The 24,662-nt window shown below is 61.8% G+C and carries 20 protein-coding genes; 6 read left to right on the top strand and 14 right to left on the bottom strand.

Annotated features, from left to right (window positions below; genetic code table 11):
• Positions 1 to 15: 15 nt before the first annotated feature.
• Complete coding sequence (locus MPC4_RS06160) at positions 16 to 843, bottom strand: bestrophin-like domain (protein WP_174511743.1); 828 nt, start codon at positions 841 to 843, stop codon at positions 16 to 18.
• A 137-nt stretch (positions 844 to 980) separates the two neighbouring features.
• Here MPC4_RS06160 and dgcA point away from each other — a divergent pair, with 137 nt between their 5' ends.
• The 3 genes from dgcA (at position 981) to MPC4_RS06145 (ending at position 7,691) form a co-directional block, all read left to right on the top strand.
• Positions 981 to 1,961: an N-acetyl-D-Glu racemase DgcA gene (dgcA, locus tag MPC4_RS06155; protein WP_174511742.1), complete on the top strand. Its 981-nt coding sequence runs from the start codon at positions 981 to 983 to the stop codon at positions 1,959 to 1,961.
• A 356-nt stretch (positions 1,962 to 2,317) separates the two neighbouring features.
• Positions 2,318 to 4,729 (top strand): glycosyl hydrolase family 28-related protein, encoded by a 2,412-nt coding sequence (locus MPC4_RS06150; protein ID WP_174511741.1) that lies wholly within the window; start codon positions 2,318 to 2,320, stop codon positions 4,727 to 4,729.
• Positions 4,730 to 5,183: 454 nt separating this feature from the next.
• A complete protein-coding gene (locus MPC4_RS06145) occupies positions 5,184 to 7,691 on the top strand; it encodes a glycosyl hydrolase family 28-related protein (protein WP_174511740.1) in 2,508 nt (835 codons plus the stop codon).
• Positions 7,692 to 7,749: 58 nt separating this feature from the next.
• On the opposite strand, the gene MPC4_RS06140 is transcribed toward MPC4_RS06145, so the two are convergent.
• On the bottom strand, positions 7,750 to 9,249 hold the full coding sequence (locus MPC4_RS06140; protein ID WP_174511739.1) for a phosphomannomutase/phosphoglucomutase: 1,500 nt from the start codon (positions 9,247 to 9,249) through the stop codon (positions 7,750 to 7,752).
• A 237-nt stretch (positions 9,250 to 9,486) separates the two neighbouring features.
• On the opposite strand from MPC4_RS06140, the gene MPC4_RS06135 reads away from it, so the two are divergent.
• Both MPC4_RS06135 and MPC4_RS06130 read left to right on the top strand, forming a co-directional pair.
• Positions 9,487 to 9,876: a peptidoglycan-binding domain-containing protein gene (locus tag MPC4_RS06135; protein WP_174511738.1), complete on the top strand. Its 390-nt coding sequence runs from the start codon at positions 9,487 to 9,489 to the stop codon at positions 9,874 to 9,876.
• Positions 9,877 to 9,888: 12 nt separating this feature from the next.
• Positions 9,889 to 10,530 (top strand): M35 family metalloendopeptidase, encoded by a 642-nt coding sequence (locus MPC4_RS06130; protein ID WP_134490286.1) that lies wholly within the window; start codon positions 9,889 to 9,891, stop codon positions 10,528 to 10,530.
• Positions 10,531 to 10,547: 17 nt separating this feature from the next.
• Here MPC4_RS06130 and MPC4_RS06125 read toward each other — a convergent pair whose 3' ends face one another.
• The 3 genes from MPC4_RS06125 to MPC4_RS06115 all read right to left on the bottom strand — a co-directional run bounded on the left by MPC4_RS06125 (position 10,548) and on the right by MPC4_RS06115 (position 12,617).
• Positions 10,548 to 10,895, bottom strand: coding sequence for a ComEA family DNA-binding protein (locus tag MPC4_RS06125; RefSeq protein WP_174511737.1), 348 nt, complete (start codon positions 10,893 to 10,895; stop codon positions 10,548 to 10,550).
• A gap of 132 nt (positions 10,896 to 11,027) precedes the next feature.
• Complete coding sequence (gene trxB / locus MPC4_RS06120) at positions 11,028 to 12,026, bottom strand: thioredoxin-disulfide reductase (protein ID WP_174511736.1); 999 nt, start codon at positions 12,024 to 12,026, stop codon at positions 11,028 to 11,030.
• Positions 12,027 to 12,119: 93 nt separating this feature from the next.
• Complete coding sequence (locus MPC4_RS06115) at positions 12,120 to 12,617, bottom strand: DUF992 domain-containing protein (protein WP_174511735.1); 498 nt, start codon at positions 12,615 to 12,617, stop codon at positions 12,120 to 12,122.
• A gap of 120 nt (positions 12,618 to 12,737) precedes the next feature.
• Between MPC4_RS06115 and MPC4_RS06110 the strand changes: the two genes are divergently transcribed.
• Positions 12,738 to 13,130, top strand: coding sequence for a GtrA family protein (locus MPC4_RS06110; protein WP_244628880.1), 393 nt, complete (start codon positions 12,738 to 12,740; stop codon positions 13,128 to 13,130).
• 97 nt (positions 13,131 to 13,227) lie between these two features.
• On the opposite strand, the gene MPC4_RS06105 is transcribed toward MPC4_RS06110, so the two are convergent.
• The 9 genes from MPC4_RS06105 to MPC4_RS06065 all read right to left on the bottom strand — a co-directional run bounded on the left by MPC4_RS06105 (position 13,228) and on the right by MPC4_RS06065 (position 24,496).
• Positions 13,228 to 13,476 (bottom strand): hypothetical protein, encoded by a 249-nt coding sequence (locus MPC4_RS06105; protein ID WP_174511734.1) that lies wholly within the window; start codon positions 13,474 to 13,476, stop codon positions 13,228 to 13,230.
• Positions 13,477 to 13,778: 302 nt separating this feature from the next.
• Positions 13,779 to 14,477: a hypothetical protein gene (locus MPC4_RS06100; RefSeq protein WP_174511733.1), complete on the bottom strand. Its 699-nt coding sequence runs from the start codon at positions 14,475 to 14,477 to the stop codon at positions 13,779 to 13,781.
• Positions 14,478 to 14,729: 252 nt separating this feature from the next.
• Complete coding sequence (locus MPC4_RS06095) at positions 14,730 to 16,319, bottom strand: carboxylesterase/lipase family protein (RefSeq protein ID WP_244628879.1); 1,590 nt, start codon at positions 16,317 to 16,319, stop codon at positions 14,730 to 14,732.
• A 286-nt stretch (positions 16,320 to 16,605) separates the two neighbouring features.
• Positions 16,606 to 16,950 (bottom strand): hypothetical protein, encoded by a 345-nt coding sequence (locus MPC4_RS06090; protein WP_174511731.1) that lies wholly within the window; start codon positions 16,948 to 16,950, stop codon positions 16,606 to 16,608.
• Positions 16,951 to 16,959: 9 nt separating this feature from the next.
• Complete coding sequence (locus MPC4_RS06085; RefSeq protein WP_174511730.1) at positions 16,960 to 17,751, bottom strand: peptidylprolyl isomerase; 792 nt, start codon at positions 17,749 to 17,751, stop codon at positions 16,960 to 16,962.
• Between the two features lie 3 nt (positions 17,752 to 17,754).
• Complete coding sequence (narI, locus tag MPC4_RS06080; RefSeq protein WP_174511729.1) at positions 17,755 to 18,549, bottom strand: respiratory nitrate reductase subunit gamma; 795 nt, start codon at positions 18,547 to 18,549, stop codon at positions 17,755 to 17,757.
• 12 nt (positions 18,550 to 18,561) lie between these two features.
• Positions 18,562 to 19,242 (bottom strand): nitrate reductase molybdenum cofactor assembly chaperone, encoded by a 681-nt coding sequence (narJ, locus tag MPC4_RS06075; protein ID WP_174511728.1) that lies wholly within the window; start codon positions 19,240 to 19,242, stop codon positions 18,562 to 18,564.
• Positions 19,242 to 20,756, bottom strand: a complete 1,515-nt coding sequence (gene narH / locus MPC4_RS06070) for a nitrate reductase subunit beta (RefSeq protein WP_174511727.1) — start codon at positions 20,754 to 20,756, stop codon at positions 19,242 to 19,244. Before narH ends, narJ begins: the two co-directional genes overlap by 1 nt.
• The gene (locus tag MPC4_RS06065) at positions 20,753 to 24,496 is read right to left on the bottom strand and encodes a nitrate reductase subunit alpha (protein ID WP_174511726.1); all 3,744 of its coding nucleotides are present in this window, start codon (positions 24,494 to 24,496) and stop codon (positions 20,753 to 20,755) included. The genes narH and MPC4_RS06065 overlap by 4 nt, the downstream gene beginning before the upstream one ends.
• Positions 24,497 to 24,662: the final 166 nt, after the last annotated feature.

Genomic DNA, 24,662 nt, shown 5'->3' with positions numbered 1-24,662 from the left:
CTCGCTGAAGGGCCTTCAAATCGCCTTCGAAGTCGGCGCCGGCGCCGGCGGCTCCCCGCTTTGCTTCGGCAGAAGCTCCAGAACCCGCGCGATCGGATCGCTCGAGATGGCGAGCGGCGGCTGGAACGGGCCTTCATTGGCGGCGATCAAGACGATGATCAGGACGAGGCTCGAGGTGAAAATGACCATTGCGGCGAGGTGCGGGCGCGGCCGATCGAGGTGCAGCATGGCGATGCTGATCTGTCCCGTGAGCGCGAGGATCAGAACGCAGGCCCATTTGATGCTCTCCGAATAAGGAGCGCTGAGCACGAGACGATCGGCGCGGGCGGCCTGAACTTTGAGCGCCATGTCGAGTAGCAACGCATCGAATTTCGCGCTCGCGTCGCCGGAATTGTGCTGCGTCGCGGCGACCGTCCGAAGCAGGCCTCCCAGCGCATCTTCGGCCTGTGGGGCGCCCATGCCGCTCGCCGCCATGCTCGGCCACTCCTTTCCAGTGACGGCCGTCACATAAACACGGATGGCCTGGCGAATGCCGTCTGCCGGCAAGCCGCTGGCCGAGGCGAGCGCGTTGAGCATGGTGAGGCTGGCGCTCTCCGTCTCAACAGCCGCCGACGCGCGCCGGTTGCGGTCCCAGATATCGCTGGCGACAAAACCGATCTGAATGCCGAAGATCACCATGATGGCGCTGAACAGCTCGGCGATCGCGCCATTGAATGAAAGCATCCATCTGCGCGTTAAGCGGCCAAAACTCAGCCAGAAGAGAAAAGCCGCCGTAGCGGTGTAAAATCCGGCCACGGCGAAAACCATGTAAGGCAGAGATAGGGTGAGCCAGGCGTCGATCATGAGGGCGCTTTGCTGGAGAGGGGCTTGCCGGGACGAACAGTGCGGGCGCCGGCGGATTTTGGCAATGAGCCGCGACGGCTTGAGGCCGGCCGCGTTGGCCGGTTGCTTCGCTCGCCCGATTCTGCGATCAGGCGACCATGCGAAAACTCAGCGTTGCGGTCGAGCGTTTTCCCATCGCGGGGAAATTCGTCATTTCCCGGGGGCAAAAGACCGAGGCGGCGGTCGTCCTTGCCGTGATCGAAGACGCCGGCGCGAGGGGGCGCGGCGAGTGCACGCCCTACGCGCGCTACGGCGAAACCGTCGCATCCGTTCTCGCGCAGATCGAATCTGTCCGGGCGGCGATCGAGGCCGGCGCAGACCGCGAGGAGCTGCAGGCGCTTCTGCCCGCGGGCGCGGCGCGCAACGCGCTCGACTGCGCGCTGTGGGATCTCGCCGCGAAGCAGAGCGGCCGGCCGGCCTATGCGCTGGCCGGCCTGCCGGAGCCGGTCACGGTGACGACGGCCTTCACCATTTCAGTCGGAACCCCTGACGAAATGGCGGCGGCGGCGGCAAGGGCGAGCGCGCGGCCGCTGTTGAAGATCAAGCTCGCGGGCGAGGGCGATCCAGCGCGGATCGCGGCCGTCCGCGCCGCCGCGCCCAAAGCGGTGCTGATCGTTGACGCCAACGAGGCGTGGACGGACTCCGATCTTCCGGGCTACCTCGAGGCCTGCGCCAGGGCCGGGGTCGCGCTGGTCGAGCAGCCGCTGCCCGCCGGGCGCGACGCCGCGCTTGGCAGGATCGAGCGCATTATTCCTGTTTGCGCCGATGAAAGCGCCCATGCGCGGCGCGGACTCCTGGACCTTCGCGAACGCTATGACGCCGTCAATATCAAGCTCGACAAGACAGGCGGCCTGACCGAGATGCTGGCCACGACGGCGCAGGCGGAAGCGATCGGCTTTGGCGTCTTCATCGGCTGCATGGTCGCGACGTCGCTCGCCATGGCGCCCGCGCTGCTTGTCGCCGGCCGCGCCCTCTTCGTCGATCTTGATGGCCCCCTGCTGCTGGCGCGAGACCGGCCGGACGGCCTCGTCTACGAGGGCTCGCTTATTCGCCCCGCGCCGCCCGCGCTCTGGGGCTGATGTTATTAAGCAGAGCAAAGTATTACGCCGACACAACGGTCATGTTGTGCCTGATATATTACATTCGTTATTTTATTTGCTATCGAGGCAAACATGAATTGTGGAAAATTTATTTCTTAAATAGGCTCCACAAATTGTTATCTGTGATATAAACTAATAATCGTCAATTTAGTTCCGCAGATACCCCCCCGCAAAAGTTGAAATCATCAATTCAACAGCCGAGTTGAAGCTCCGCGTTATTTTGGAGAATACTCATGATTGACAGATTATCTATTGCAAGTTGCATTTCACACGAAAATCGCGTAAAATTCTTTAGGCCAGTTGCGCGCGCCTCTTATGCGGCCTGCTGCTGGGCGTTGAGCGCTGCCGCCGCGCTGGCCGCTCCCGTGATCATCAACCAGCCGTTCTCGGCGCGGCCCGGAGACGTGATCAGTCTGCAAGGGAGCGGATTTGGCGCCGCGCCGCACGTCTACATGAAGCCGTTGAAACAGTTGATCCCCACCGTGCTGGCGACGAAGACGGCCGACGATGGAACCGTTGTCGTACAGGCGCCGAAAGCTGCGTTGTTCGATGTTTATGAGGTCTGGATCACGAATGGCGCGACAACGAGCAACCATGTCCTTTTGAACGCGCCGAAGCCGATGCATTTCGACAATGCCGAGATCGCCCCGGGGGCGCATTTCCGGATCTTCGGGCGCAATCTCTACGTCAACAATATTCCGCCGACGGTCACGCTGGTTGACGTGGCGACCAAAGCGCCGGCGATCGCCACGGTCACGACCTCAACGAGCAGCGCTTACAGCCTCGACGTGACGCCCTCCCTCGGAGTCATTCCCGGCCATAGTTACCAGGTCAATGTGTCGAACGGCTATGCGTCGACGCTCAGCGCCGCCTCCATCGTCGCGCATGCCTCCGGCACGGATCATTTCCTCATCGGACAACCCTGGGCCTATGATTTCGTCTACCAGGACGGGCCAGGCTACCAGGCGGGCGTAAAGGGCACGAACCAGGCGGATCATCACGTCTTCAACGTCAGGACGGATCCCAGCCTCGCAATCCTCGCCAAGGGGGACGGCGTGACCAATGACGGCGCGGCGATTCAGGGGGCGATCAATACGGCGGCCGCCCATCGGGGCGTCGTCTATCTCCCGGCGGGGACGTACAATATCGGATCGGTCAGGGTCGACCTTAAGCCTGGCGTCGTGCTGCAGGGTGAAAGCGCCTCGAACACGAAAATCATTTTCGGGCCCGCCGCGCCGGCCGGATTCATCGTCGATACGGGCGGCATGTCGGGATTTGCTGATCTGACGATCCAGAATGTCGATCTTTCCAGCAATCCCATCACGAACATCGGCACGTGGGGCCAGCCGATCAGCAAGTTCTTCATTCAACGCGTCAACTGGAACCTTGGCTCCGGCGCGCCGATCTTTCTCAAGGGCGACCGCATCGCAATCCTGAACTCCACCTTTACGCAGGCGATCAATTATCAAACCGGGAGCGTCGCCCAGAAAACCGGCGGCCTTGGACCTTTATATTTCTCGCAGCTGAGCAATCTTCAGTTCAAGAACAACACGATCAAATGGGCGACCAATCAAAATTCGATGAATGATCTCGTCAACGCCATCATCGAAAACAACCATTTCACGCGCAGCGCCTCAGACACCATCGTCGCCGGCCCGGCGCAAGCTTCGTGGACATTCCCCTTCACCAATCAGCCGGTCGTAGCCGGCGAGACGGTTTCGCGAGTCGATGGACGCCAGCTGTCGATCAACTTCGGCAAGAACGTCGTGGTGCAGAACAATCTCTTCGACGTGTCGGACGGCGTTCTCATCGTCAATCACAATGATGGCGAAACCATCCTCAATGAGGCGGGCGGACAAGACATGCGGGAGGACTGGGGAATCGTCACCACGGCCAACAGCATCAGCGTCACCGACAACTCGAAATGCTCCGGCTCCGGCTCCGGCGCCTGCGCCTGGATGGTTTATCCGAATTCAATGCTGGTCATCATCAGCGGCGCCGGCGCCGGCCAATGGCGGCACATCACCGCGCACGTGGGCAACACATTCACGGTCGATGCGCCCTTTGACGTCGCTCCGGCGGCCGGCGACCGCTTCTCTATCGCCGTCCCGACTTACGAGAACGCGATTATCAGCAATAATACGGCGACGGGGAATCCCGTCGGCATCGCAATGTATCACGGCGCCTATCTCAATGTCGCCGTCACCGGGAACCAGCTGACCAACAATGGCGGCATTTATCTGATGGCGGAGCAACAGCTCTCGTCAACGCGCTCGGAACCCGGCCTCGACGCCACCAGAAATATGGAGATAAACGGCAATACCCTGACGAATACGACCGGCGCCTGGCCCTCCTATATCGCGCTCGGCTATCTCATGATCAATCCAAGTTCCTTCTGGGGCAGGAATGTGATGGGCGCCGAAATAAGAAACAACAGCATCGCGGCGCGCACCGGCACTCCCTATTATTTTTTCGCCGAAGGCTATCAAGCCTTCTCATTCTATCAGGCCTATCCGGCGGCCTATGTCGAACAACAGGGCGGAGCATTCTTCGGGACGGTGTTCCAGGGCAATAGCTGCGCGAATTGCACGGTGAACTACAGTCTTGGAACCGGCGCGACCGACACGACCATCTGGAACGCGGCGACCTCAAACAGCCCCGGCGTCACATCGACTTTTCTAAAAGACACCCCCATGCTCGGCTCCGGAGCCGCTGCGTCGATCAGAACGCTGGTCGGCCACGATTGAGTCCAACCGACCGCCGCGGCCCAGCGCCATGCGGGTCCGCGACGCTGGTGAAGCGGGAGGCAGGCCAGACTTCCCTCCCGTCCCGGCGCGGATTCAAAGCCGCCTTCGCGCGCATCAGTAGCCTCTCATTTTTGCCAAGACGCGCCGACGCGGTCCCAACGACTCTTTGGGGCCGCGTTCCGTAGCGTCGCGCAAGATTGCTATGGAGGCTGGCTTGGCAAAGCCGCCGGCGCCTCCCCTCATTGTCCGAAAGCTCCCCAACGTCATGGCTCCGCTTTCGTAGCGTAAGCTCCAAACCGCGTACAATTTGCGCGACAATATCCATCAATACACTTCGTTCGGATAGATACGACCGAAATAGATGTCATGTCTCATGGCCACTCACTCGGATATAGACTTATATTTGATTGTACATTGAATATTTAGTCTAATTTTCTGCGAATGGAGGCAGGATATGACTATATTTTCCATGATTTCGACTTTTATATTAAGCATGCCTCTGCGGAGACGGCGTCATAACTACGTCCGGCTGCTGGCCTATGCCGCCTATTGCTGGAGCTTCGCCGCGGTTGCGGCTTCGGCCGATCCGGTGATCATCAATCAACCGTTCACCGCCAATCCGGGCGATGTCATCAGCCTGGGCGGCAGCGGCTTTGGAACCGCGCCGCAGGTTTTTCTGAAAGCTTCGCACCAGGCGGCGGCGATCACGCTTGCGACAAAGACGGCCGACGACGGGACCGTCGTCGTCGCGGCGCCGCGGACTATCCCCTTCGATCTCTATGAGGTTTGGATTGCGAACGGCTCAGCAACGAGTCCCCATATCTACCTCAATGCGCCAAAGCCGCTGCATTTCGACAATGCCGAGATTGCTCCCGGCGCGCATGTCCGCATCTTTGGCCGCAATCTTTATGTCAACGGCCTCGTCCCCACCGCCACTTTCATCGACCAGCAGACGAACGCGACGCTGAAGGCGGCCGTCAACCTGCCGACGAGCTCCCCTTACGTCCTCGACGTTCAGCCGCCCCTGGGCGTTATCGCCGGCCACAGCTACAAGGTGAGCGTCTTCAACGGTTATGCGACGGCCCTCCTCGACGACTCCATTCAGGGGCACGCGCCCGGAATCGATCATTTCCTCATCGGCCAGCCCTGGGCCTATGATTTCGTCTATCAGGACGGCCCCGGCTACCAGGCGGGGACTACGGGGACGAACCAGGCCGACCACCACTTTTTCAACGTCAAGACGGATCCGAGTCTCGGCATCCTCGCCAAAGGCGACGGCGTCGCCAGCGACGGGGCGGCGATCCAGGGCGCGATCAATAAAGCTGCCGCCTATGGCGGCGTCGTCTATCTCCCGGCCGGAACATACAATCTGGGATCGATCAGGATCGACCTCAAGCCCGGCGTCGTGCTGCAGGGCCAAAGCTCCTTCTTGACGAAAATCACCTTCGGACCCGCCGCGCCGGCCGGCTTTATCGTCGATACGGGCGGCATGTCGGGATTTGCTGATCTGACGATCCAGAACGTCGATCTGTCCAGCAACCCCATTACCAATATCGGCACGTGGGGCCGGCCCATCAGCAGGTTCTTCATTCAACGGGTGGTTTGGAATCTTGGCTCCGGCGCTCCGATCTACCTCACGGGGGACCGGGTGGCGATCCTGAATTCCATCTTCACGCAGGGGGTGAACTACCAAAACGGGAGCGTCGCCCAGAAAACCGGCGGCGTGGGACCGTTATATTTTTCACAGCTGAGCAACCTTCACTTCCTGAACAATATCGTCAAATGGTCGACGGACCAGAACTCGATGAATGATCTCGTCAACGCCGTCATCGAGAACAATCATTTCACGCGCGGCGCGACGGACACGCTCATCGCCGGCCCTGCGCAGGCCTCATGGTCATGGCCCTATATCAATCAGCCGGTCCGGGCCGGCCAAAAGGTCGCGCGGGTCATGGGGCGCCAGCTGACGATCAATTTCGGCAAGAACATCGTCGTGCAGAACAATCTCTTCGACGTGTCCGACGGCGTGATTTTGACCAATCACAATGACGGCGAAACCATCCTCAACGAGGCGGGCGGACAGAATGTGCGGCAGGATTGGGGAACTGTCACGGCCGTCGATAGCCAGAGCGTGACCGATAATTCCAAATGTTCGGGGACCTGCGCCTGGAAGATCTATCCCAATTCAATGGCGGTCATCGTCAGCGGCGCCGGCGCCGGCCAATGGCGCCATATCATGGCGCAGAACAACAATACATTCACGCTCGACAAACCCTTTGACGTCGTCCCAGCGCCCGGCGATCATTTCTCCATCACCGCGCCAGCTTATGAGAATGCGTTGATCAGCAACAATACGGCGACCGGCAATCCCGTCGGCATCGCCATGTACCACGGCGCCTATCTCAACGTGTCTGTCATCGGCAACCAGCTCACCAACAACGGCGGAATCTACCTCGTTTCCCACGAGCAGCTTTCGACGTCATTCACGGAGCCCGCCTTCGACACTGCAGCAAATCTGGAAATAAAAGGAAATGTCCTGACAGACACAAGCGGCGTATTTCCTTCCTACATCGCGCTCAACTTCGTGATGATCAACAATGCGGATTTCTGGGGCAAAAGCGTGTTGAGCGCGGAGATACGAAACAACCGCATAAGCGCGCGCGCCAGCGGGCTCTACTATTTCTTCCACGAAGGCTATCAAGCCTATACGTCCTTCCAGAATTACGGCGGCCAGGTCTACAACGACCAACACCAGGGGGCGATCATCGGGGCGGTCTTCCAGGGCAATAGCTGTATCAACTGCCCGGCGGACTACACGCTCAGCACCGGAATAGTCAACGCCACCATCTGGAATGCGCTCAACGTGGCGTGGCCGGGCGTCGCGTCGAAATGCCTCGCCGATCTCACGATGACCAATAGCTCGCAGACAGCCTCGGTCGGGACCGTTGTCGGCAACGATTGACCCGCCATCAGAAACGCGCCCGCCCGCGATAAAGCCGGGCGCCTCTCCTCCACGGGCGTCAGATCGTCTGATTATAGGCGCCGACCTCCGGGCTTTCCCGCAGGATGGCGTCGATAGCGGCGAACATTTCCCGCATTCTAAGCTCGGAAACCGGACTCTCCACGACGACGACGAGTTCGGGCTTGTTCGAGGAAGCGCGAACAAGACCCCAGGTTCCGTCCTCGACCGTGACGCGCACGCCATTGACGGTCACGACGTCGCGGATTTTCTGACCCGTCAGCGCCGCGCCCTGCTGCTGCATCGACCGCAGCCGCTCCAGCGTCCTGTCGACGACGCCATATTTCTTTTCATCGTCGCAATGGGGCGACATGGTGGGCGAGCCCCAGGTTTTGGGCAGGGCCTCATAGAGTTCGGCCATCGATTTTTGCGGGTTGCGGTCCAGCATGTCGAGCACATGAATGGCGGTGAGAAGGCCATCGTCATAGCCGCGCCCAACCGGCGCATTGAAAAAGAAATGGCCGGATTTTTCAAAGCCCGCGAGCGCGCCGAGGTCGCTCACGCGGCGTTTGATGTGGGAATGGCCCGTTTTCCAGTAATCGGCCTTGACGCCGCGGCTCAAAAGTTCGGGGTCGGTCGCAAAAAGCCCTGTCGACTTCACATCGACGACGAAAGTCGCCTGCGGATAAAGTTTCGAAAGGTCCCGCGCCAGCATGACGCCGATCTTGTCGGCGAAAATTTCGTCGCCCTTGTTGTCGACGACGCCGCAGCGGTCGCCATCGCCGTCAAAGCCAAGGCCGACGTCGGCGCCCGTCTCGAGCACTTTCGCCGCCATGGCGTGCAGCATTTCGAGGTCTTCGGGGTTCGGGTTATAGCGCGGGAAAGTGAAATCGAGCTCCGTGTCGAGCGGAATGACCTCGCAGCCGAGCTTTTCCAGAACCTCAGGCGCGAAGGCTCCCGCCGTGCCATTGCCGCAGGCGGCGACGACCTTGAGCTTGCGCGTCAGTTTCGGCCGGTTGGTGAGGTCCGCGATGTAGCGGGCGGGGAAATTCTCGACAAAGCGATAAGAGCCGCCATCCGCATAGCGGAATTTGCCCGAGAGCACGATCTCTTTCAGCCGGCCCATTTCGTCGGGACCGAAGGTGACCGGCCTTTGGGCGCCCATCTTGACGCCGGTCCAGCCATTGTCATTGTGGGAGGCGGTGACCATCGCGACGGCCGGAACGTCGAGCTCGAACTGGGCGAAATAGGCCATCGGAGAGAGCGCAAGGCCGATGTCATGGACCTTTACGCCCGCCGCCATCAGGCCGGTGATGAGCGCCAGCTTGATCGACGAAGAATAGGACCGGAAATCATGCCCGGTGACGAGTTCGGGCCTGACGCCCATCTCATGCAAAAGCGCGCCGAGTCCAAGCCCCAAAGCCTGAACGCCCATCAGGTTGATTTCTTTTTCGAACAGCCAGCGCGCGTCATATTCGCGAAAGCCGGTGGGCTTCACCATCGGCGTCGTCTCATAGGCGAGCGTGTTCGGGAACAATTGGGGCTCAGGCTTTGGAAACATCCGTTGATCCTTTGCGACGGGCGCCGCTTTCGCGTGGAAACGACAATCCCGCGGGGGGATTATCATTCCTCTCATAAGAGAGGACTGTGACGATTGACGAACGACGACATGGCGGCGCAGACTGCTAGCGCGGAAAAGCGCCAGAAGCTGACGATAGAACGGGCTTGCCTTCGAGGGACGCCCTTGCCTTGAGCGTATAAGATAACCTCCATCGTCGCCAGTCCGTCGGGAGCCTGCATGAGTCTGGAATCGAAGCTTTTCAAGGGCGACGCCAAACTTGAAACGGCGGCGAGGCAGGACTCCGCGCATGTTTTGCTTGGCGCCTCCGGCGCACATGTTCTGAAAATCCAGTCCGCCCTGATGCTGCTGGATGACGCCAAGATCGATTCCGGCGAGACCGAGCAGTCTTCCTATGGCTCTTCCACGGCGGCGGCCGTAAAGGCGTATAAAGAAAAGCGCTCGATCATCAATCACAGCTACCAGACACAGGCCGACAACATCGTTGGAAAAATGACCATCGCCTCTCTCGACCAAGAGATGTTGAAGTTCGAAAAAAGCGAAGGCAACCGTCTTTGCAACCGCGACGAGAACCGTTCGACCAGCGCCAATACGATTCCGCCTCTTTAAGGCTCAGCGACCATGACTCCAAAGGAGAAGGCTCTCGGCAATGTCCCGGAGGCTCAGCGCTGGGTCGGCGCCTCGATCAACGCGCTGAACGCCGTCATCGGCTTCAACGGACGCCGTTCGGAAATCGCCAATCTCAGTCAGTTCAAGGCTCTGCAAACCCACTTCCATGTTGAGTTGGGGCCGGCTCCAAGCACGCTCGATCAGCTTCTGTCATTGCTGCCTTTCGTCGACGAGGCCGATCCGACGCTCCGAATATTGATCGAAATCCGTTTCCGCTATTTCGATATCTTGTCCGCGCTCGGCAAAGCCTCATCGGCCTTTACTGATGCGCCCGCTGGCGGCGGCGACGAAGATACCGGGATGGCGCCCGCCTTTGTGCCGCAGAAAAGGGACGGAACGTTCCGCATAACGCCCTATTATCTCTCCATCGGGGCGTTAAGCCAGGTCCATTGCCTTGTCCATGAATCCGCACATTTCGTCAGCGACGCGTTCCAGGATTTTGCTTACCGCGACCGCTCTGGAGCCGAATCGGATGATCCAGACAAATATAAGAAGCTGCCGGTCCAATTCGCCATCCGCAACGCCGACAGCTACGCCTATTTCGCCCTTCAAATGGCGAAGGGCATAGATCGCATATTGAGCCGCGACGAATGAGCTCTTACGAGCCCATGTTACTTCTGCTTGGCGATGATCTGGCTCTTGATCTTGGCGTAGACGGCGGCCGGGATGATCTTTTTCTGCACCAGCTCGTCCTTGCCCTTGTAGGGCCTGTTCTTGATGATGTCGGCGGCGCGTTTGTCGCCTATGCCGGGCAGGGCTTGAAGGTCCGCCTCGCTCGCCGAATTGATGTCGAGCAGCGCGGCGGGAGCCGGAGCCGCCTTCGACATGGATGAACTGGGCGCCGCCGGGGGCGCCTTGGCCGGGGCCGCTGGCTGAGCCGTTTGCGCGAAGGCGGCCCCGGCGAGGCTGGCGGCGACCCAGAATGATAAAGCGAGGATAGATTTACGGCAGAAGCTCATGGCGGTCCCCTCAATGTAGTCAACATCCCGCAAGAAACGCCGTTGAAACCGGCGATTCGCTCTTTAATCACAAGAGAATGAGCCGAATTTCAAAATCCGCAACGCCAGCCTTCGGCCCAGTCGGAGATCGATTTATTCCGCCGCGACGCGCCGGTGATTCTCGGCGGCAAGCCAGCGCTCGACTTCAAGCGCGGCCATGCAGCCCATTCCGGCCGCCGTCACCGCCTGGCGGTAGATATCGTCCGTGACGTCGCCCGCGGCGAAGACGCCGGGCACGCTCGTCGCCGTCGAATTCGGCTCTGTCCTGATATAGCCGTTCGGCTTGATGTCGAGCTGGCCCCTGAACAGATCGGAGGCCGGCTTATGGCCGATGGCGACGAAAACGCCATGCGTATCATCAACGCGGACGGCCTCCGTCTTGACGTTTTTCAGGCTGACATGGGTGACGCCCAAAGGTTCTTCCGAGCCGTGGATTTCATGCACCACATGATCCCAAACAATTTCGACGTTCGGCCGCTTTAACAGCCGCTCCTGCAAGATCCGCTCGGCCCTGAAGGCGGAGCCGCGATGCACCACCGTCACCTTGGAAGCGAGATGGCTGAGATAGAGCGCCTCCTCGACCGCCGAATTGCCGCCGCCGACGACGATCACGTCCTTGCCGCGATAGAAAAATCCGTCGCAGGTGGCGCAGGCCGAAACGCCATAGCCCTTGAACTTGTCTTCCGAGGGCAGGCCCAGCCACTTGGCCTTGGCGCCCGTCGCGATGATCAGGGCGTCGCAGACGTAGGCCTCTCCGCTGTCTCCGAAAAGACGAAAAGGATGATGACCAAGCTCGACCTTGACAATATGGTCCGAGATCATGTGGGTTCCGACATTCTCAGCCTGAGCCTTCATCTGCTCCATCAGCCAGGGACCCTGAATAGGCTCGGCGAAACCGGGATAATTTTCGACGTCCGTTGTGATCATCAGCTGGCCGCCAGCCTCAAAACCGGCGATCAGCACGGGCTCCAGCAGCGCGCGTGCGGCGTAAATCGCCGCCGTATAGCCGGCGGGACCCGACCCTATGATGATCACTTTCGCGTGCGAGGACCCTTGAGCATGGGGGGTCCCTCTGGAGGGGGAAACGGACATGAAATCTTCTCGACGGTTGAGCGGTCGGGGCGGCCAGATTTGAAATCTATTCAGCCGAAGCCCCGGCCGCAACCTTGGGCCTTCGCCCGGGGATCAGCGACCGGGCGGCGGGGCGCTCGGTTCGAGAGAGAGGGCGCCAACTCCGGCCGAAAGGTTGACGCCGGCCTGCACGCCAAGCGAGAGAGGCTGAAGGCTGATCGACCTGTTGTTGCCGCCGACGAGGACATTGGCGGTGACGCCGCCGCCGAACGAGGCGCCGCCGCTCGCGCCAACGAATTCGCCCGCCAGCGCAAATGGCGGCAGGGCGCTGCCCGCGGTGAACACAGCCCAGACAAACCGGCCGCCAGACGTGAAGCCGAGGTCAAGGCCGAAATTGCGAATGGTTCCGACATAATATTGCCGCGGACCGCGGCGCGGAGTGAGGACGCAGGACAAAGCCCGGTTCGAGGTGACGATGAAGCCAATGCCAGACGAAACATTGCATTCGAGCAGTCCAGCGCGCGGACGCGCTTCGGCTCCGCCGGCCATCATGCCGATCAAGGCGGCGCCAGCAAGCCATGCGGCCAGCCTCGGCCGAAAAATTGCGTTCATTGGATTTCCTCCTTGACGATCCAGCCAAATCCGCGTTCGGGTGCGGCCGGACCAACGCCGCAAAGCGCGGCAATCATTAAGACACGACAATCCCGCTGGATTCGAACGATTCCACCGGAGATGCGATCTATAGCGATGCCTCAGCTTTTGCGCCAGTTTTCATCTTTCACCGGCGTCGGCCTCGTCGCCACGAGCGTCCACTATTCAATCTTGATCGGACTGGTCGAGCTGGCCCATGCGGCGGCGCCTCCGGCGGCCCTGGCCGGAAGCATCGCGGGCGCGATCGTCTCTTATGCGCTGAATCGCCGCCACACATTTCGTTCGCACCTGCCGCATCGGCGCGCGGGCGGGCGCTTCGCGCTGGTCGCCGTGGGGGCCGCGGCGCTGACCTATCTGTTCATGACGCTGTTTGTAAAGGTGGCTGGCGCGCCTTATCTGCCGGCGCAGGTCGCGACCACGGGCATCGTCGTGCTGTGGACGTTTCTTGCGCACAGATTATGGACGTTTGTCTGACGCGCCCGTTTGTCCTACACGCGCCCAAGCGGCGCCCGGGGATGTCCGGGCGTTGGTTGCAATCGCTTTCCCCGCGCCGGAGCGACGGCGGCAAGACCTACCGGGACGGCGTCTCGCCGCTCGGCGTCTCGGTCTGGCCGGCGCCAGATCCAGAGTCCAATCGCCCTTGCGCGCCCGCCTGTTCGTAGGGTTTTTCAGCGTGATGCTCATAGGGCGGCACGCTGACGCTTCGGCCCGTCACGAGGTAGGGAGCCGCTGGCCCGAAGGTGCGAACTTGAGCGATGGCCCCGCTCGAAAAGGCGCAGGCGACCGCCGCACCGACGACGACTTTCCCAAGCTCTTTCATTGAACTCTCCAACGCCCATCAGGCGTCCGCGCGTTTCACCGCGAAGAGAACGCGCAAGCAGCCCAAGAGTTCATTTCCGCTTTGCCGAAAATCGCTGGCCGCCGCGGTGGCCCATCGCTGTCTTTCTATGCCCAGGAACGGCGGTCACGGTGCCGACAGGGTTCGAACCGGCGCACGATTTGTAAAGACAAGACCGACCCCAAGGCGAAGGGCTGCGTTCGTCTTGGCGACTGGCGGCCGCCTCACGCGCTGGCGCGCCGGGCATTTGGCTTACCCCGAGCTTCGCTTGGCTTCGCGATGACCTATGGCCGGCCGGCCGTCGCGAATTGTTTGAATCGTCCGACCGCACTCCTTTGGGCCACAGCGGCTGTGCCGGGCTGCGGCGAGGCGGCCGTCTCTACCGTCACGGCAGGCGGCGAGCCAGCCGTCTCCGTGCTGCGCGCAGGCAGCTCCAGCTTCACTTGCTCGTCGGCTTTTTCAAGCGTTGTCGTTCTGACATCCACGTTATGAACGACCCACCCGCGGATGGCTTGGCCAACGCGAAGCCGAAGGAGAGATTTATCTGTGTCGTCGACGAAAACGCCCAGATCGACGTCGGCGCCATGCACGACGCCGACGAGAGTGATCCCCGGGTTTTCCGGCGCCGCCGATTCGGCTGACGTCGGAGCGACAACCTTTGGCGCCGCCGCGGCGATCGGAGGGGGAGGACGGCGCGAGGCCGAAAAAAGGGGCCGCTCACGGGTCATGCGCAAAGATTCCAGCGGAGTCGCCCAAAGCGGATTGCCATTGAACCGTGGGCGTGGGACGGGCGTCACGGCGGCTTCGCGCAGGGACCCTGAATCGGCAAGCTGCGCTCCGGCAGGGCCCCCCGCCATGGCGCTTTGCTCATCTTGCGCCTGGCCAGCTCCTTGCCTGCTCGGGCCGAGCGCTTGGCAGTTGGCGCCGCCGGCGTAAAACGGCCCCACAGCCGCAATGAGAATGGCCCATCCGCGCGATTTCATTTTCTACCCTGCCAGTTGACCAGAGCCATCGATTTCAGGGCCGTCAATTGCCGCCGCACTTGACTGACGTGGTGCGACCGCTTTTGACGATACGGCGGCCCCGGTGGGAAGGCAAATGACTAATCCTATCGACACCGCTGGGCATGGAGATGAACGATGTGACGAGGTGACGGCCATGACCATGGCCGTCACCTTTGTTGTTTTGGCGTCAGCCTTGCCGGCTTGACGCGTATGACCAAAACTCACACTGACTCAGTTGGTTACAGTGAGGGAATCCCAGAAATTGCATTTACGGAGCGCCGAGTACTGCGTGTCCGTCAGCGTCGACAGGACGGGGAGATCCTCAATCAGCCAGGCCGGCTTGACCGCGTTGTTCGTGTAGCGCGGCCAGGGGTAGTTGCCGAGCCCGTTCGGGTTGCCGGTCCAGGCGAAATTCGTCCAGGCGGCTACGAGCTGGTCGGAGAGATCCTCCTGCTTGTTGTTGAGCGGATGCTGAATTCCGTCCGGTCCGCCATGCCACAACGGGAACAGATACTGGATGTCGGCGGTGTGGTAGGCGAGAGAGAGGAACCCAGGCATTTTCGGGAAGTAGAACGGCGCCGTCTGGTCGGAGAATTCATACGCATAGACCGGTATCTGCGGAGCCAGGACTCTGTCGATTCGCCGTTGACCGCATATTCCCGAATCTGTCCCCACCCTATCCCAGGCCAGTTGCGGGGTCGCGAAAGCGCTGAGCGGGTAGCGGACCAGAACCCTCGCCGCCGACCCGGCCGGATAACGGGGCGGGACAAAGGTGGTGTTGACGTAGTTCAAATATTGCGCCGCAGTGGGCGGTGTGCGCGGCGGCCCCGAGAAGTATTCCGTAATGGCGAGGCCAAAGTTTGTTTCGTCCGTCACGTTCCCGTTGATCAGGGGCACATGGTTGAAATGGCCGTTGGTAAAGGCGGTGATCGGCTGCTCGGGTATGACCGTGCCGTCCTGCATGGGGCCGACTATGTATTGACTTGTGGCGCTCGCGGTTCCTGCAAGCGCCTCAACCTGCGCCGCGGTCAGGCTGCGCAGACATTTGGCGGTAGCCGCGTCCGTGCCGGAGCCGCAGCCGGCCGCGACCGAGAAGGCGACGCCGGTCGCCTCGGCGGACGCCAGCGTCGGCACCGTGCTGGGGCAGAAGCTTTCGCAGATGCCGCGGTGGAATAGGCCGGCGGCCAGCGGCGATACCATGGCGAGGCCGGTGTCCACCGCGCCCGCGGACTGGCCGCCGACTGTGACGTTGTTCTTGTCGCCGCCGAACTGAGCGATGTTGTGCTTCACCCATTTCAGCGCGAGCTGCTGGTCGAGAATGCCGTAGTTGCCGAAGAGATGACCTTCGGCATCCAGCGCGGGATGCGCGAGCCAGCCCATAAGGTTCAACCGGTACTCAACGGAGACGACAACCGTGTGGCCTTGCGCGGCCAGCTTGCTCCCGTCGTAGCCGGGAGTCTCGCCGTCGAAATTGCCGCCGCCGTGAATCCAGAAGATGACCGGAAGCCTCGCGGAAGGATCAAGGTTCGGAGTAAAGACGTTCAGATAAAGGCAATCCTCGTTATTGTTCGCGGGGCCCGCGAACACGCCGAGCGTCGTGATCTGCGCGCAGATGGGAGCGTAGGACGTCGCCTTTAGAACGCTGGTCCAGGGCGCATGCTTGCGCGGCGGCCTCCAGCGCAGATTGCCGACTGGCGGCTCGGCGAAAGGAACACCGAGGAACTGGGCGACGCCATTTTGGATGAAGCCCTGGACTCTTCCTTCCTTGGTGGTGACGATCGGACCGGGCGCGGCGGCTGCGCCGTGCCAGGACGCGCACATCGCTCCAGCCGCAAATATGAGGCTGAGGCCGAGATTGGTTTTCCTTGATCTTCGTGACGTATCGGCGCGTAAGGGCGCGCTTCGCCATAGCTTCGACAGCTTGAACATGTTTCCCCCTTATGTTTCGTCTTGTTCATGGACCAATTTCTTTGGCCCGCGGAAACATAAGGATGGAGACCCGGCGCTGTATTCCATGAAAGTCAGATCTTTATTATAATTTGGCTCTCGTTCTATTGTGCAGCTACAGTCAGGCTCCTTTACCTGTCCCTCTGGCGTCACGCGATTGTTATTGTTGTGAAGGAAATTTTACCCTTCTGACGAAGGACGCGGGCAAGCCGGCGCGCGAGCGGCTGATGGCTGGTTCGGGAAAGGCGCGGGCCAGCATGGCCTCCAATGCCGCGACGCCGGGTCGCGGCGAGCCTGACATGCGGCCGAGAAGATCCAGCCACATATCCTCCTCCGCATAGTCGAGCATTTGGCGGACCGTGCTGGCCACGAATTCGCCGACGCCGACGCCTTCGGCCGCGGCGCCCAGCCAGACACGCTCTACCAAGCCAGGGTCGCCGACGGCAGCCAGGGCTTCCGCGGCCGAGGCGGCATCCGTCAGGGCGCCCAGAATGTTGCCGAGCATGCTCGCCTCCTATTGCACGAGCGGCGAGGTGGCGGCCGGCAGATCAAACCCGGCGATCCGCGCCTGCCCCGCCACCAGCGCGATATATTGCGCAACCGCGCGGCGCCATGTGCGATCTTCCAGATAGGTGGCGATCTGGGTGCGGACGGCGTCGAACGGCAAAGTCTCGCCCGCGATCCTGCGGTCCAGACGGAGAACGTGCATGCCATAGCGCGTGCGCACCGGTGTTGGGCAGATTTGGCCAGGTTCCATGGCAACCAGAAATGTCTCGAACTCGGGGGTCGTCTCGCCCCGCACGATCTGTCCCAGCCGCCCACCTTCCGTCGCGGACGAGCAGTCGGACAGGCTGCGCGCCAGGCTGTCGAACCTGCCCGGGTGCTGCTGGAGATCCGCGAGGACCGCGGCAGCCTGGGCCTCGGCCTTAGCGTAGGCATCGGTATCGTCGCGGCGAGCCTTGAACAGGATATGCGCCGGCTCGAACAGATCCGGGCTGCGGAAACGCGCCGGGTTGCTGTCGTAGTAGCGGCGGCAGACGGCGTCATCGGCCTTTGGCGTGATGACCTCACGTTCCAGCAGCAACCGGATCAGCGATTCTTCGTCGGTCTCCCGCGCGCCGTCCTCGGTACGTGGATCGGCCACAAGATCCAGCGCACGCGCACGTTGAAGTAGCAATTCGCGAATGACCAGGGCCCGGGTCGCCTGTTCCCACGCGACGGCGGGCGACTCTGCCTGGTGGTTCTGCACTTCCCTTGCGATGGTCGCGTGCGGGATGGCGACGTCGTTCACCGTGACGGTCTGCATGGTTCAGTTCCCCCTGACGGATTGCGGAAACTTCGCGCCAGCCGGCTTTGCCGAATCGGCGCGCGTCACCAGATCGGCCACTGTGAGCGACTGATCCCGTGACCGATTTCCGACGCTCTCCCGGCTGCGCACGACCTGGAATCCGGGGCGGCCGAAATACCAGACCGGGGCGCTCCATACATGCACCAAGCGGGTGAACGGAGAGACCAGGAAGATGGTGAAGCCCAGCAGGATATGCACCCTGTAGATCAACGGCGTGCCGAGGAGCAGATCGGCCACGCCAGGATGCAGCAGCACGATTCCCTTGATGTAGGCGACCAAGGTCAGGAACAGCGCGCCATCCATATGCAGCGCCGAGACCGGAACGGTCAGCAGGCCGAGGGCAAGCTGCGCCCACAGCATCAGGATGATCGCGATATCCCATCGCCGGCTGGTGGCGCGGATGCGCGGGTCGGTCAATCGCCGGTGAATCAGCAACGACAGTCCGACAATCGCGATCAGGCCGGCGAGGCCGCCCACCACCATGGCCAGCAGCTCATGCTGGGCCGGGCTGATCAGCCAGTCCACCGCCCAGTCGGGCATCAGGAAGCCGGCGAAATGGCCTCCGATGACGACCAGGATGCCGACGTGAAACAGGTTGGAGCCCCAGCGGAACTGCCGCTTCCGCAGCAACTGGCTCGACCCGCTGCGCCACGTGTATTGCGCGGTGTCGAATCGCACCAGGCTGCCAAGAGCGAACACGGTCAGGCACACATAGGGGTACCAGCCATAGAGGGCGCTGTTCAGATAATCGCTCATCGCTCCATCTCCTCAGCCGGCCGCGGCGTCACGGGTCGCTGCACGAAGCCGCGTCCGCAGACGATCCGTCCCGCAACTGTCGATCTGTTCGCCGGGTCCGAAATGGACCGCTGCCTCCTCCCATGCCGCGTCCAGCGCCACGAGATCGTCGGGGTCTTCGGCGCCGGTATCCGGTCCGTCGATCGCGGGTGCGTTGGCCAGCGTGGCGAGCGCCTGGAACACCGCTGCATAGGCGCTCTTGCGTGTGACAAGCCGTTCCGCGAGGAGTTGAAGAATGCCAGCCGGCTCGGCTAGCAGCGCCTGCGCCTCATGTCCTGGAAGCAATGACAGGAATTCGAGGAACAGCGGCAGGAAGTCGGGCAACTCGCTGGCAGTCGGTTCGAATCCATGACCGCGGTAAAGCGCGATCAGGTCCGCCATCGCCTGCCCGCGATCGCGGCTTTCACCATGCACATGCTCGAACAGATGCAGCGACAGCGTGCGACTGCGATCGAAGAGCGCGAAATACCGCTCCTGCAAATCATAGATGTCGCGCTCGGCCAGTTCGGTCAGCAGATCGCCTATGGCGGCGCGGCGCGGCGCCGGCACCAGGTCTTCTTCGGCCAACGCCGCGGCGATCTCGCCCGTCGCGGCCTGCAGCGCCTCGGTGGGATAGGCGATCAGAGCCGCGAGGGCGCGATAGGTGCGGGCCATCACGCCACCTCCATCGGGGTCTTCGGCTTTTTCGAATCAAACAGGCCGAAGCCGGTCTTTCCGGAACAGCCCTCGCCGAACGAGAAGCCGCAGGAGCCGCGCATTTGGAAAGGATCTTCACCGGTCTCGCGATGGGCGGTCGGGATGACGAATCGGTGCTCGTAGTTGGCGATGGCCATGAGCTGGTACATGTCCTCGATGTCCTGGCCCGACAGCCCCACACGCTCGGCGATCGAGTCGATGATCACGCCGTCCACCGTCTTGGCGCGCATATAGGCGCGCATGGCCAGCATTCGCTCCAGGGCGGCCGTGATCGGTTCGGTCCGGCCAGCGGTCAGCAGGTTGGCCAGGTATTCCACAGGGATGCGCAGCGACTTCACATCGGGCATGCCGCCGATGGCGCCGAGATCGCCTTTCGCGGCGGCGGCCTGGATCGGCGACAGCGGGGGCACGTACCAGACCATCGGCAGGGTGCGGTATTCTGGATGCAGCGGGAAGGCGATCTTCCACTCCATCGCCATTTTCCAGATCGGCGACTTCCGCGCACCCTCCAGCCAGGCCTCCGGAACGCCGTCACGCCGGGCCTGTTCCTGCACGGCGGGATCGTGCGGATCGAGAAACACCTTGAGCTGCGCCTCGTAGAGATCGCCTTCGTCCGGGACCGAGGCCGCTTCCTCGATGCGGTCGGCGTCGTAAAGAATGACGCCGAGATAGCGAATGCGGCCAACGCAGGTCTCCGAGCACACCGTTGGCTGCCCGGCCTCGATGCGGGGATAGCAGAAGATGCATTTCTCAGACTTGCCTGACGACCAGTTGTAATAGATCTTCTTGTAGGGGCAGCCAGAAACGCACATGCGCCAGCCGCGGCATTTGTCCTGATCGATCAGGACGATGCCGTCCTCCTCGCGCTTGTAGATGGCGCCGGACGGGCAAACGGCGGCACACGCCGGATTGAGGCAGTGTTCACACAGGCGCGGCAGATACATCATGAAGGTGTTCTCAAAGGCGCCATAGATTTCTTTCTGCACACCCTCGAAATTACTGTCCTTCGAACGGTTGGCGAATTCGCCGCCCAGGATCTCCTCCCAATTCGGACCCCATTCGATCTTCTCCATCCGTTCGCCGGTGATCAGCGAACGTGGGCGGGCGGTCGGCATGACCTTGCCCTCGGGCGCGGTCTGCAGGTGTCCATAATCGAACGTGAACGGCTCGTAGTAATCGTCAATTTCAGGCAGGTCGGGATTGGCGAAGATGTTGGACAGGATGCGCCACTTGCCGCCGATCCGCGGCTCAATCTTGCCGTTCTTCCGGCGCGTCCAGCCGCCCTTCCAGCGCTTCTGGTTTTCCCAGTCCTTCGGATAGCCAACACCGGGTTTGGTCTCGACATTGTTGAACCACGCGTATTCCATCCCCTCGCGGCTGGTCCACACGTTCTTGCAAGTGACCGAGCAGGTGTGACAGCCGATGCATTTGTCGAGGTTCAGCACCATCGCGATCTGCGCTCGGATTTTCATGACACGACCTCTTTCTGGCGGGATGACTGCTGCGTGACGGGGGCGCCGTCCAGCCAGTCCACCTTGTCCATGCGCCGGATGATGATGAACTCGTCGCGGTTGGAGCCGACCGTGCCGTAGTAGTTCAGGCCGAAACTCAGTTGTGCATAGCCGCCGATCATGTGCGTGGGCTTGAGCACCACGCGAGTGACCGAGTTGTGGATGCCGCCGCGCTGGCCAGTCACCTCGCTGCCCGGCATGTTCACGATCTTCTCCTGGGCATGGTACATCATCACCATGCCGGGATTGACCCGTTGCGAGACCACCGCCCGCGCCACCAGCGCGCCATTGGTGTTGTAGGCTTCGACCCAGTCATTGTCGGCTATGCCGACTTGTTGCGCGTCCGTCTCACTGATCCAGATGCACGGCCCGCCGCGGCTCAGGGTCAGCATCAACAAATTGTCTGTGTAGGTGCTATGGATGCCCCATTTCTGGTGCGGGGTAACGAAGTTCAGCACGATCTCCGGATTGCCGTTGTCGTGCTTGCCACGGATCGCCGCCGTCCCTTTGGTGTCCACCGGCGGCCGCCACGTGACCAGCGCCTCTCCAAAGGCGCGCATCCACAGATGATCCTGGTAAAGCTGCTGGCGCCCGGTCAGCGTGCGCCAGGGGATGAGCTCGTGGACATTGGTGTAGCCCGCGTTGTAGCAGACTGTCTCGCTTTCTATTCCCGACCAGGTCGGTGACGAGATGATCTTTCGCGGCTGCGCGACGATATCGCGGAAGCGGATCTTCTCGTCCTCCTTCGACCGGGCAAGATGGGTGTGGTCGCGCCCGGTCATCTGGCCAAGCGCTTCCCAGGCCTTCACGGCAACCTCGCCATTGGTCTCCGGCGCCAGACTCAGGATGGCCTCGATGGCATCGACATCGGTTTCAAGGCGGGGCTGGCCCGATGCCACTCCGGCGCGAACCGTACCGTTCAGGGTAGCGAGGAAATCGATTTCGTGCGCTGCATTCCAGGCGATTCCCTTGCCACCGTTGCCGGACGCTTTCAGCAGCGGTCCGATGGCGGTGAATTGCGCATGCAGGTTCGGATAGTCGCGTTCGACCACCGCCACCGACGGCATCGTTCGGCCAGGAACCGGGTCGGCGCCATCGCGCATCCAGTCGGTCACGCCGTAAGGCTGCGCCAGTTCGCCCGGCGTGTCGTGCTGTATCGGCGTCAGCACGACGTCGGTCTCGCGGCCCAGTACCTCCGGGCAGATATCGGAGAATGTCTGGGCAAGGCCCTTGTAGATGTCCCAGTCGGTGCGCGACTCCCAGGCCGGGTCCACCGCAGCGGTCAGCGGGTGAATGAACGGGTGCATGTCGGACGTGTTCAGGTCGTTCTTCTCGTACCAGGTGGCCGTCGGCAGAACGATGTCGGAATAAACGCAGGTGGTGGACATGCGGAAATCCAGCGTCACCAGAAGGTCCAGTTTTCCTTCGGGAGCCTTATCGCGCCATTTCACATCCTGCGGCTTCTCGCGGCCTTCGACGCCGAGATCCTTGCCCAGCACGCCGTTGCTGGCGCCCAACAGGTGCTTGAGGAAATATTCGTGCCCCTTGCCCGACGATCCCAGCAGGTTGGAGCGCCACACGAACATGTTGCGCGGCCAGTTCGCAGGATCATCCGGATCGTGGCAGGACATCTCAAGCTCGCCGGAGCGCAGGGCCTTGGTCACATAGTCTTTCGGCTCCAGGCCCGCTTCCTTCGCGCGCGTGGCGATGGTCAGCGGGTTCTGCTTGAGCTGCGGCGCCGACGGCAGCCAGCCCATGCGTTCGGCGCGCACATTGTAGTCGATCATCGATCCCGACCAGTCGCCATCCGGCGCCGTCGGCGATAGAATTTCCGAGACCTTCAGCGTCTCGTAACGCCACTGGTCGGTGTGTGCATAGAAGAACGACGTGCCGTTCATGTGCCGCGGTGGGCGGCTCCAGTCGAGCGCAAAGGTGACAGGCAGCCAGCCGGTCTGCGGCCGCAGTTTCTCCTGCCCCACGTAATGCGCCCAGCCGCCGCCAGACTGGCCGACGCAGCCGCACAGCACCAGAAGATTGATGATGCCGCGGTAGGTCATATCCATGTGGTACCAGTGGTTCACCCCGGCGCCGAGGATCACCATGGAACGGCCGTTGGTGATTTCGGCGTTGGCGGCGAATTCGCGTGCAACATGGATGATGTGGGCGCGCGGCACGCCGGTCACGTGCTCCGCCCAGGCCGGCGTGTATGGCTCGTCCTGGTCGTAGTCCGAGGCCACGCCGCCGCCGCCCAAGCCTCGATCCAGGCCGTAATTGGCGCACAGAAGATCGAACACGGTCGCGACCGGCGTCGCCCCGTCCTTCAGCGATAGGGTGCGTACCGGAACGGTGCGTGTCACGATATCTGGGTGTTCAGTCGCAACGAAGCCATTGGTCGCGGCGCCGCCAAAATAGGGAAACGCCACCTCTTCCGTAGCGCCACCGTCAATCAGGCTGAGTTGTAGCGAGGCGTCCGCGCCATCGCTGCGCCGCTGTTCCAGGTTCCATTTGCCTTGCTCGCCCCAGCGGAAGCCGACCGAACCAAGCGGCACGACCGGCTTGCCGTCGGCGTCCAGGGCGACAGTCTTCCATGCAGGATTGTTCGCCTCGTCCAACCCGTCGATAAAATCGTCGGCGCGCACGAGACGTTCGGGGATGTATCTGCCGTCCTTGCGCACCAGGCGCACCAGCATCGGCAGATCGGTGTATTTCCGGATGTAGTCCTGGAAATACGGCACCGTCCGGTCAAGGTGGAATTCACGCATGATCACATGGCCCATTGCCATCGCCAGCGCGGCATCGGTGCCCTGCTTGGGATGCAGCCAGAGATCGGCGAACTTGGTCGCCTCGGCGTAGTCCGGGGAAATAACGGCGCTCTTGGCGCCTTTGTAGCGCACCTCGGTGTAGAAATGCGCGTCGGGCGTGCGCGTCTGCGGCACGTTCGAGCCCCAGATCAACAGATATCCCGCATTGTACCAGTCGGCGCTTTCCGGAACGTCCGTCTGTTCGCCCCAGGTCATCGGGCTGGCTGGCGGCAGGTCGCAATACCAGTCGTAGAAAGACAGGCAAACGCCGCCGAGCAGCGAGAGGTAGCGTGCGCCGGCAGCGAACGACACCATCGACATGGCGGGAATGGGCGAGAAGCCAACCACCCTGTCGGGTCCATATTTCTTGACCGTATAAGCGTTCGCGGCGGCGATGATCTCGTTGACCTCGTCCCATTTCGCACGGACTAGGCCACCCAGCCCGCGCTTGCTGGTGTAGCTCGTGCGCTTCTCTGGGCTTTCCACGATCGAGGCCCAGGCTGCGACAGGTGAGAGTGTCGATCGCGCTTCGCGCCACATCCGCAGCAGATGCCCGCGCACCATCGGGTGCTTCACGCGATTGGCCGAGTAAAGATACCAGGAGTAGCTGGCGCCGCGCGCGCAGCCGCGGGGTTCGTGGTTCGGCAGATCCGGCCGCGTGCGCGGGTAATCGGTTTGCTGCGTCTCCCACGTCACGATGCCGCCCTTGACGTAGATCTTCCAGGAGCACGAACCGGTGCAGTTCACGCCATGCGTGGAGCGCACGATCTTGTCGTGCTGCCAGCGCTTGCGATAGCCGTCCTCCCAATCGCGCGGCTCGTCCGTCGTGATGCCGTGCCCGTTGGAGAACGTGCCGACCTGCCGCTTGAAGAAGGTCAGCCGGTCAAGAAAGTGGCTCATGCTGGTTTCCTGCGGTTCGGGGTCACCCGCCAAGGCGGCCCGTTATCGTGCAAGGCAGGTTTTATATGTCGACAGATGACCTCGCATTGATCCGCATCAAAGCTAATCGTGCTCTAGGGCGCCATATGACGTGATATAGATCACGCATTGAAAGGCCAGCTTTCGA

The organism is Methylocella tundrae, from assembly GCF_901905185.1.
Taxonomy (GTDB): Bacteria; Pseudomonadota; Alphaproteobacteria; order Rhizobiales; family Beijerinckiaceae; genus Methylocapsa; species Methylocapsa tundrae.
The sequence above is the reverse complement of the archived record's forward strand: the minus strand, read 5'-3'. Positions and strand labels throughout refer to the sequence as shown.

Bases quoted from the DNA above. Each gene is read 5' to 3' on its own strand.
- MPC4_RS06110 (WP_244628880.1), top strand. From the start codon at position 12,738: ATGCGATCTATAGCGATGCCTCAGCTTTTGCGCCAGTTTTCATCTTTC.
- MPC4_RS06115 (WP_174511735.1), bottom strand. From the start codon at position 12,617: ATGAACGCAATTTTTCGGCCGAGGCTGGCCGCATGGCTTGCTGGCGCC.
- MPC4_RS06160 (WP_174511743.1), bottom strand. From the start codon at position 843: ATGATCGACGCCTGGCTCACCCTATCTCTGCCTTACATGGTTTTCGCC.
- MPC4_RS06125 (WP_174511737.1), bottom strand. From the start codon at position 10,895: ATGAGCTTCTGCCGTAAATCTATCCTCGCTTTATCATTCTGGGTCGCC.
- MPC4_RS06130 (WP_134490286.1), top strand. From the start codon at position 9,889: ATGACTCCAAAGGAGAAGGCTCTCGGCAATGTCCCGGAGGCTCAGCGC.
- MPC4_RS06100 (WP_174511733.1), bottom strand. From the start codon at position 14,477: ATGAAATCGCGCGGATGGGCCATTCTCATTGCGGCTGTGGGGCCGTTT.
- MPC4_RS06140 (WP_174511739.1), bottom strand. From the start codon at position 9,249: ATGTTTCCAAAGCCTGAGCCCCAATTGTTCCCGAACACGCTCGCCTAT.
- MPC4_RS06105 (WP_174511734.1), bottom strand. From the start codon at position 13,476: ATGAAAGAGCTTGGGAAAGTCGTCGTCGGTGCGGCGGTCGCCTGCGCC.
- MPC4_RS06085 (WP_174511730.1), bottom strand. From the start codon at position 17,751: ATGCAGACCGTCACGGTGAACGACGTCGCCATCCCGCACGCGACCATC.
- dgcA (WP_174511742.1), top strand. From the start codon at position 981: ATGCGAAAACTCAGCGTTGCGGTCGAGCGTTTTCCCATCGCGGGGAAA.
- MPC4_RS06145 (WP_174511740.1), top strand. From the start codon at position 5,184: ATGACTATATTTTCCATGATTTCGACTTTTATATTAAGCATGCCTCTG.
- MPC4_RS06065 (WP_174511726.1), bottom strand. From the start codon at position 24,496: ATGAGCCACTTTCTTGACCGGCTGACCTTCTTCAAGCGGCAGGTCGGC.
- MPC4_RS06095 (WP_244628879.1), bottom strand. From the start codon at position 16,319: ATGTGCGCGTCCTGGCACGGCGCAGCCGCCGCGCCCGGTCCGATCGTC.
- MPC4_RS06090 (WP_174511731.1), bottom strand. From the start codon at position 16,950: ATGCTCGGCAACATTCTGGGCGCCCTGACGGATGCCGCCTCGGCCGCG.
- MPC4_RS06135 (WP_174511738.1), top strand. From the start codon at position 9,487: ATGAGTCTGGAATCGAAGCTTTTCAAGGGCGACGCCAAACTTGAAACG.
- narJ (WP_174511728.1), bottom strand. From the start codon at position 19,242: ATGGCCCGCACCTATCGCGCCCTCGCGGCTCTGATCGCCTATCCCACC.
- trxB (WP_174511736.1), bottom strand. From the start codon at position 12,026: ATGTCCGTTTCCCCCTCCAGAGGGACCCCCCATGCTCAAGGGTCCTCG.
- narI (WP_174511729.1), bottom strand. From the start codon at position 18,549: ATGAGCGATTATCTGAACAGCGCCCTCTATGGCTGGTACCCCTATGTG.
- narH (WP_174511727.1), bottom strand. From the start codon at position 20,756: ATGAAAATCCGAGCGCAGATCGCGATGGTGCTGAACCTCGACAAATGC.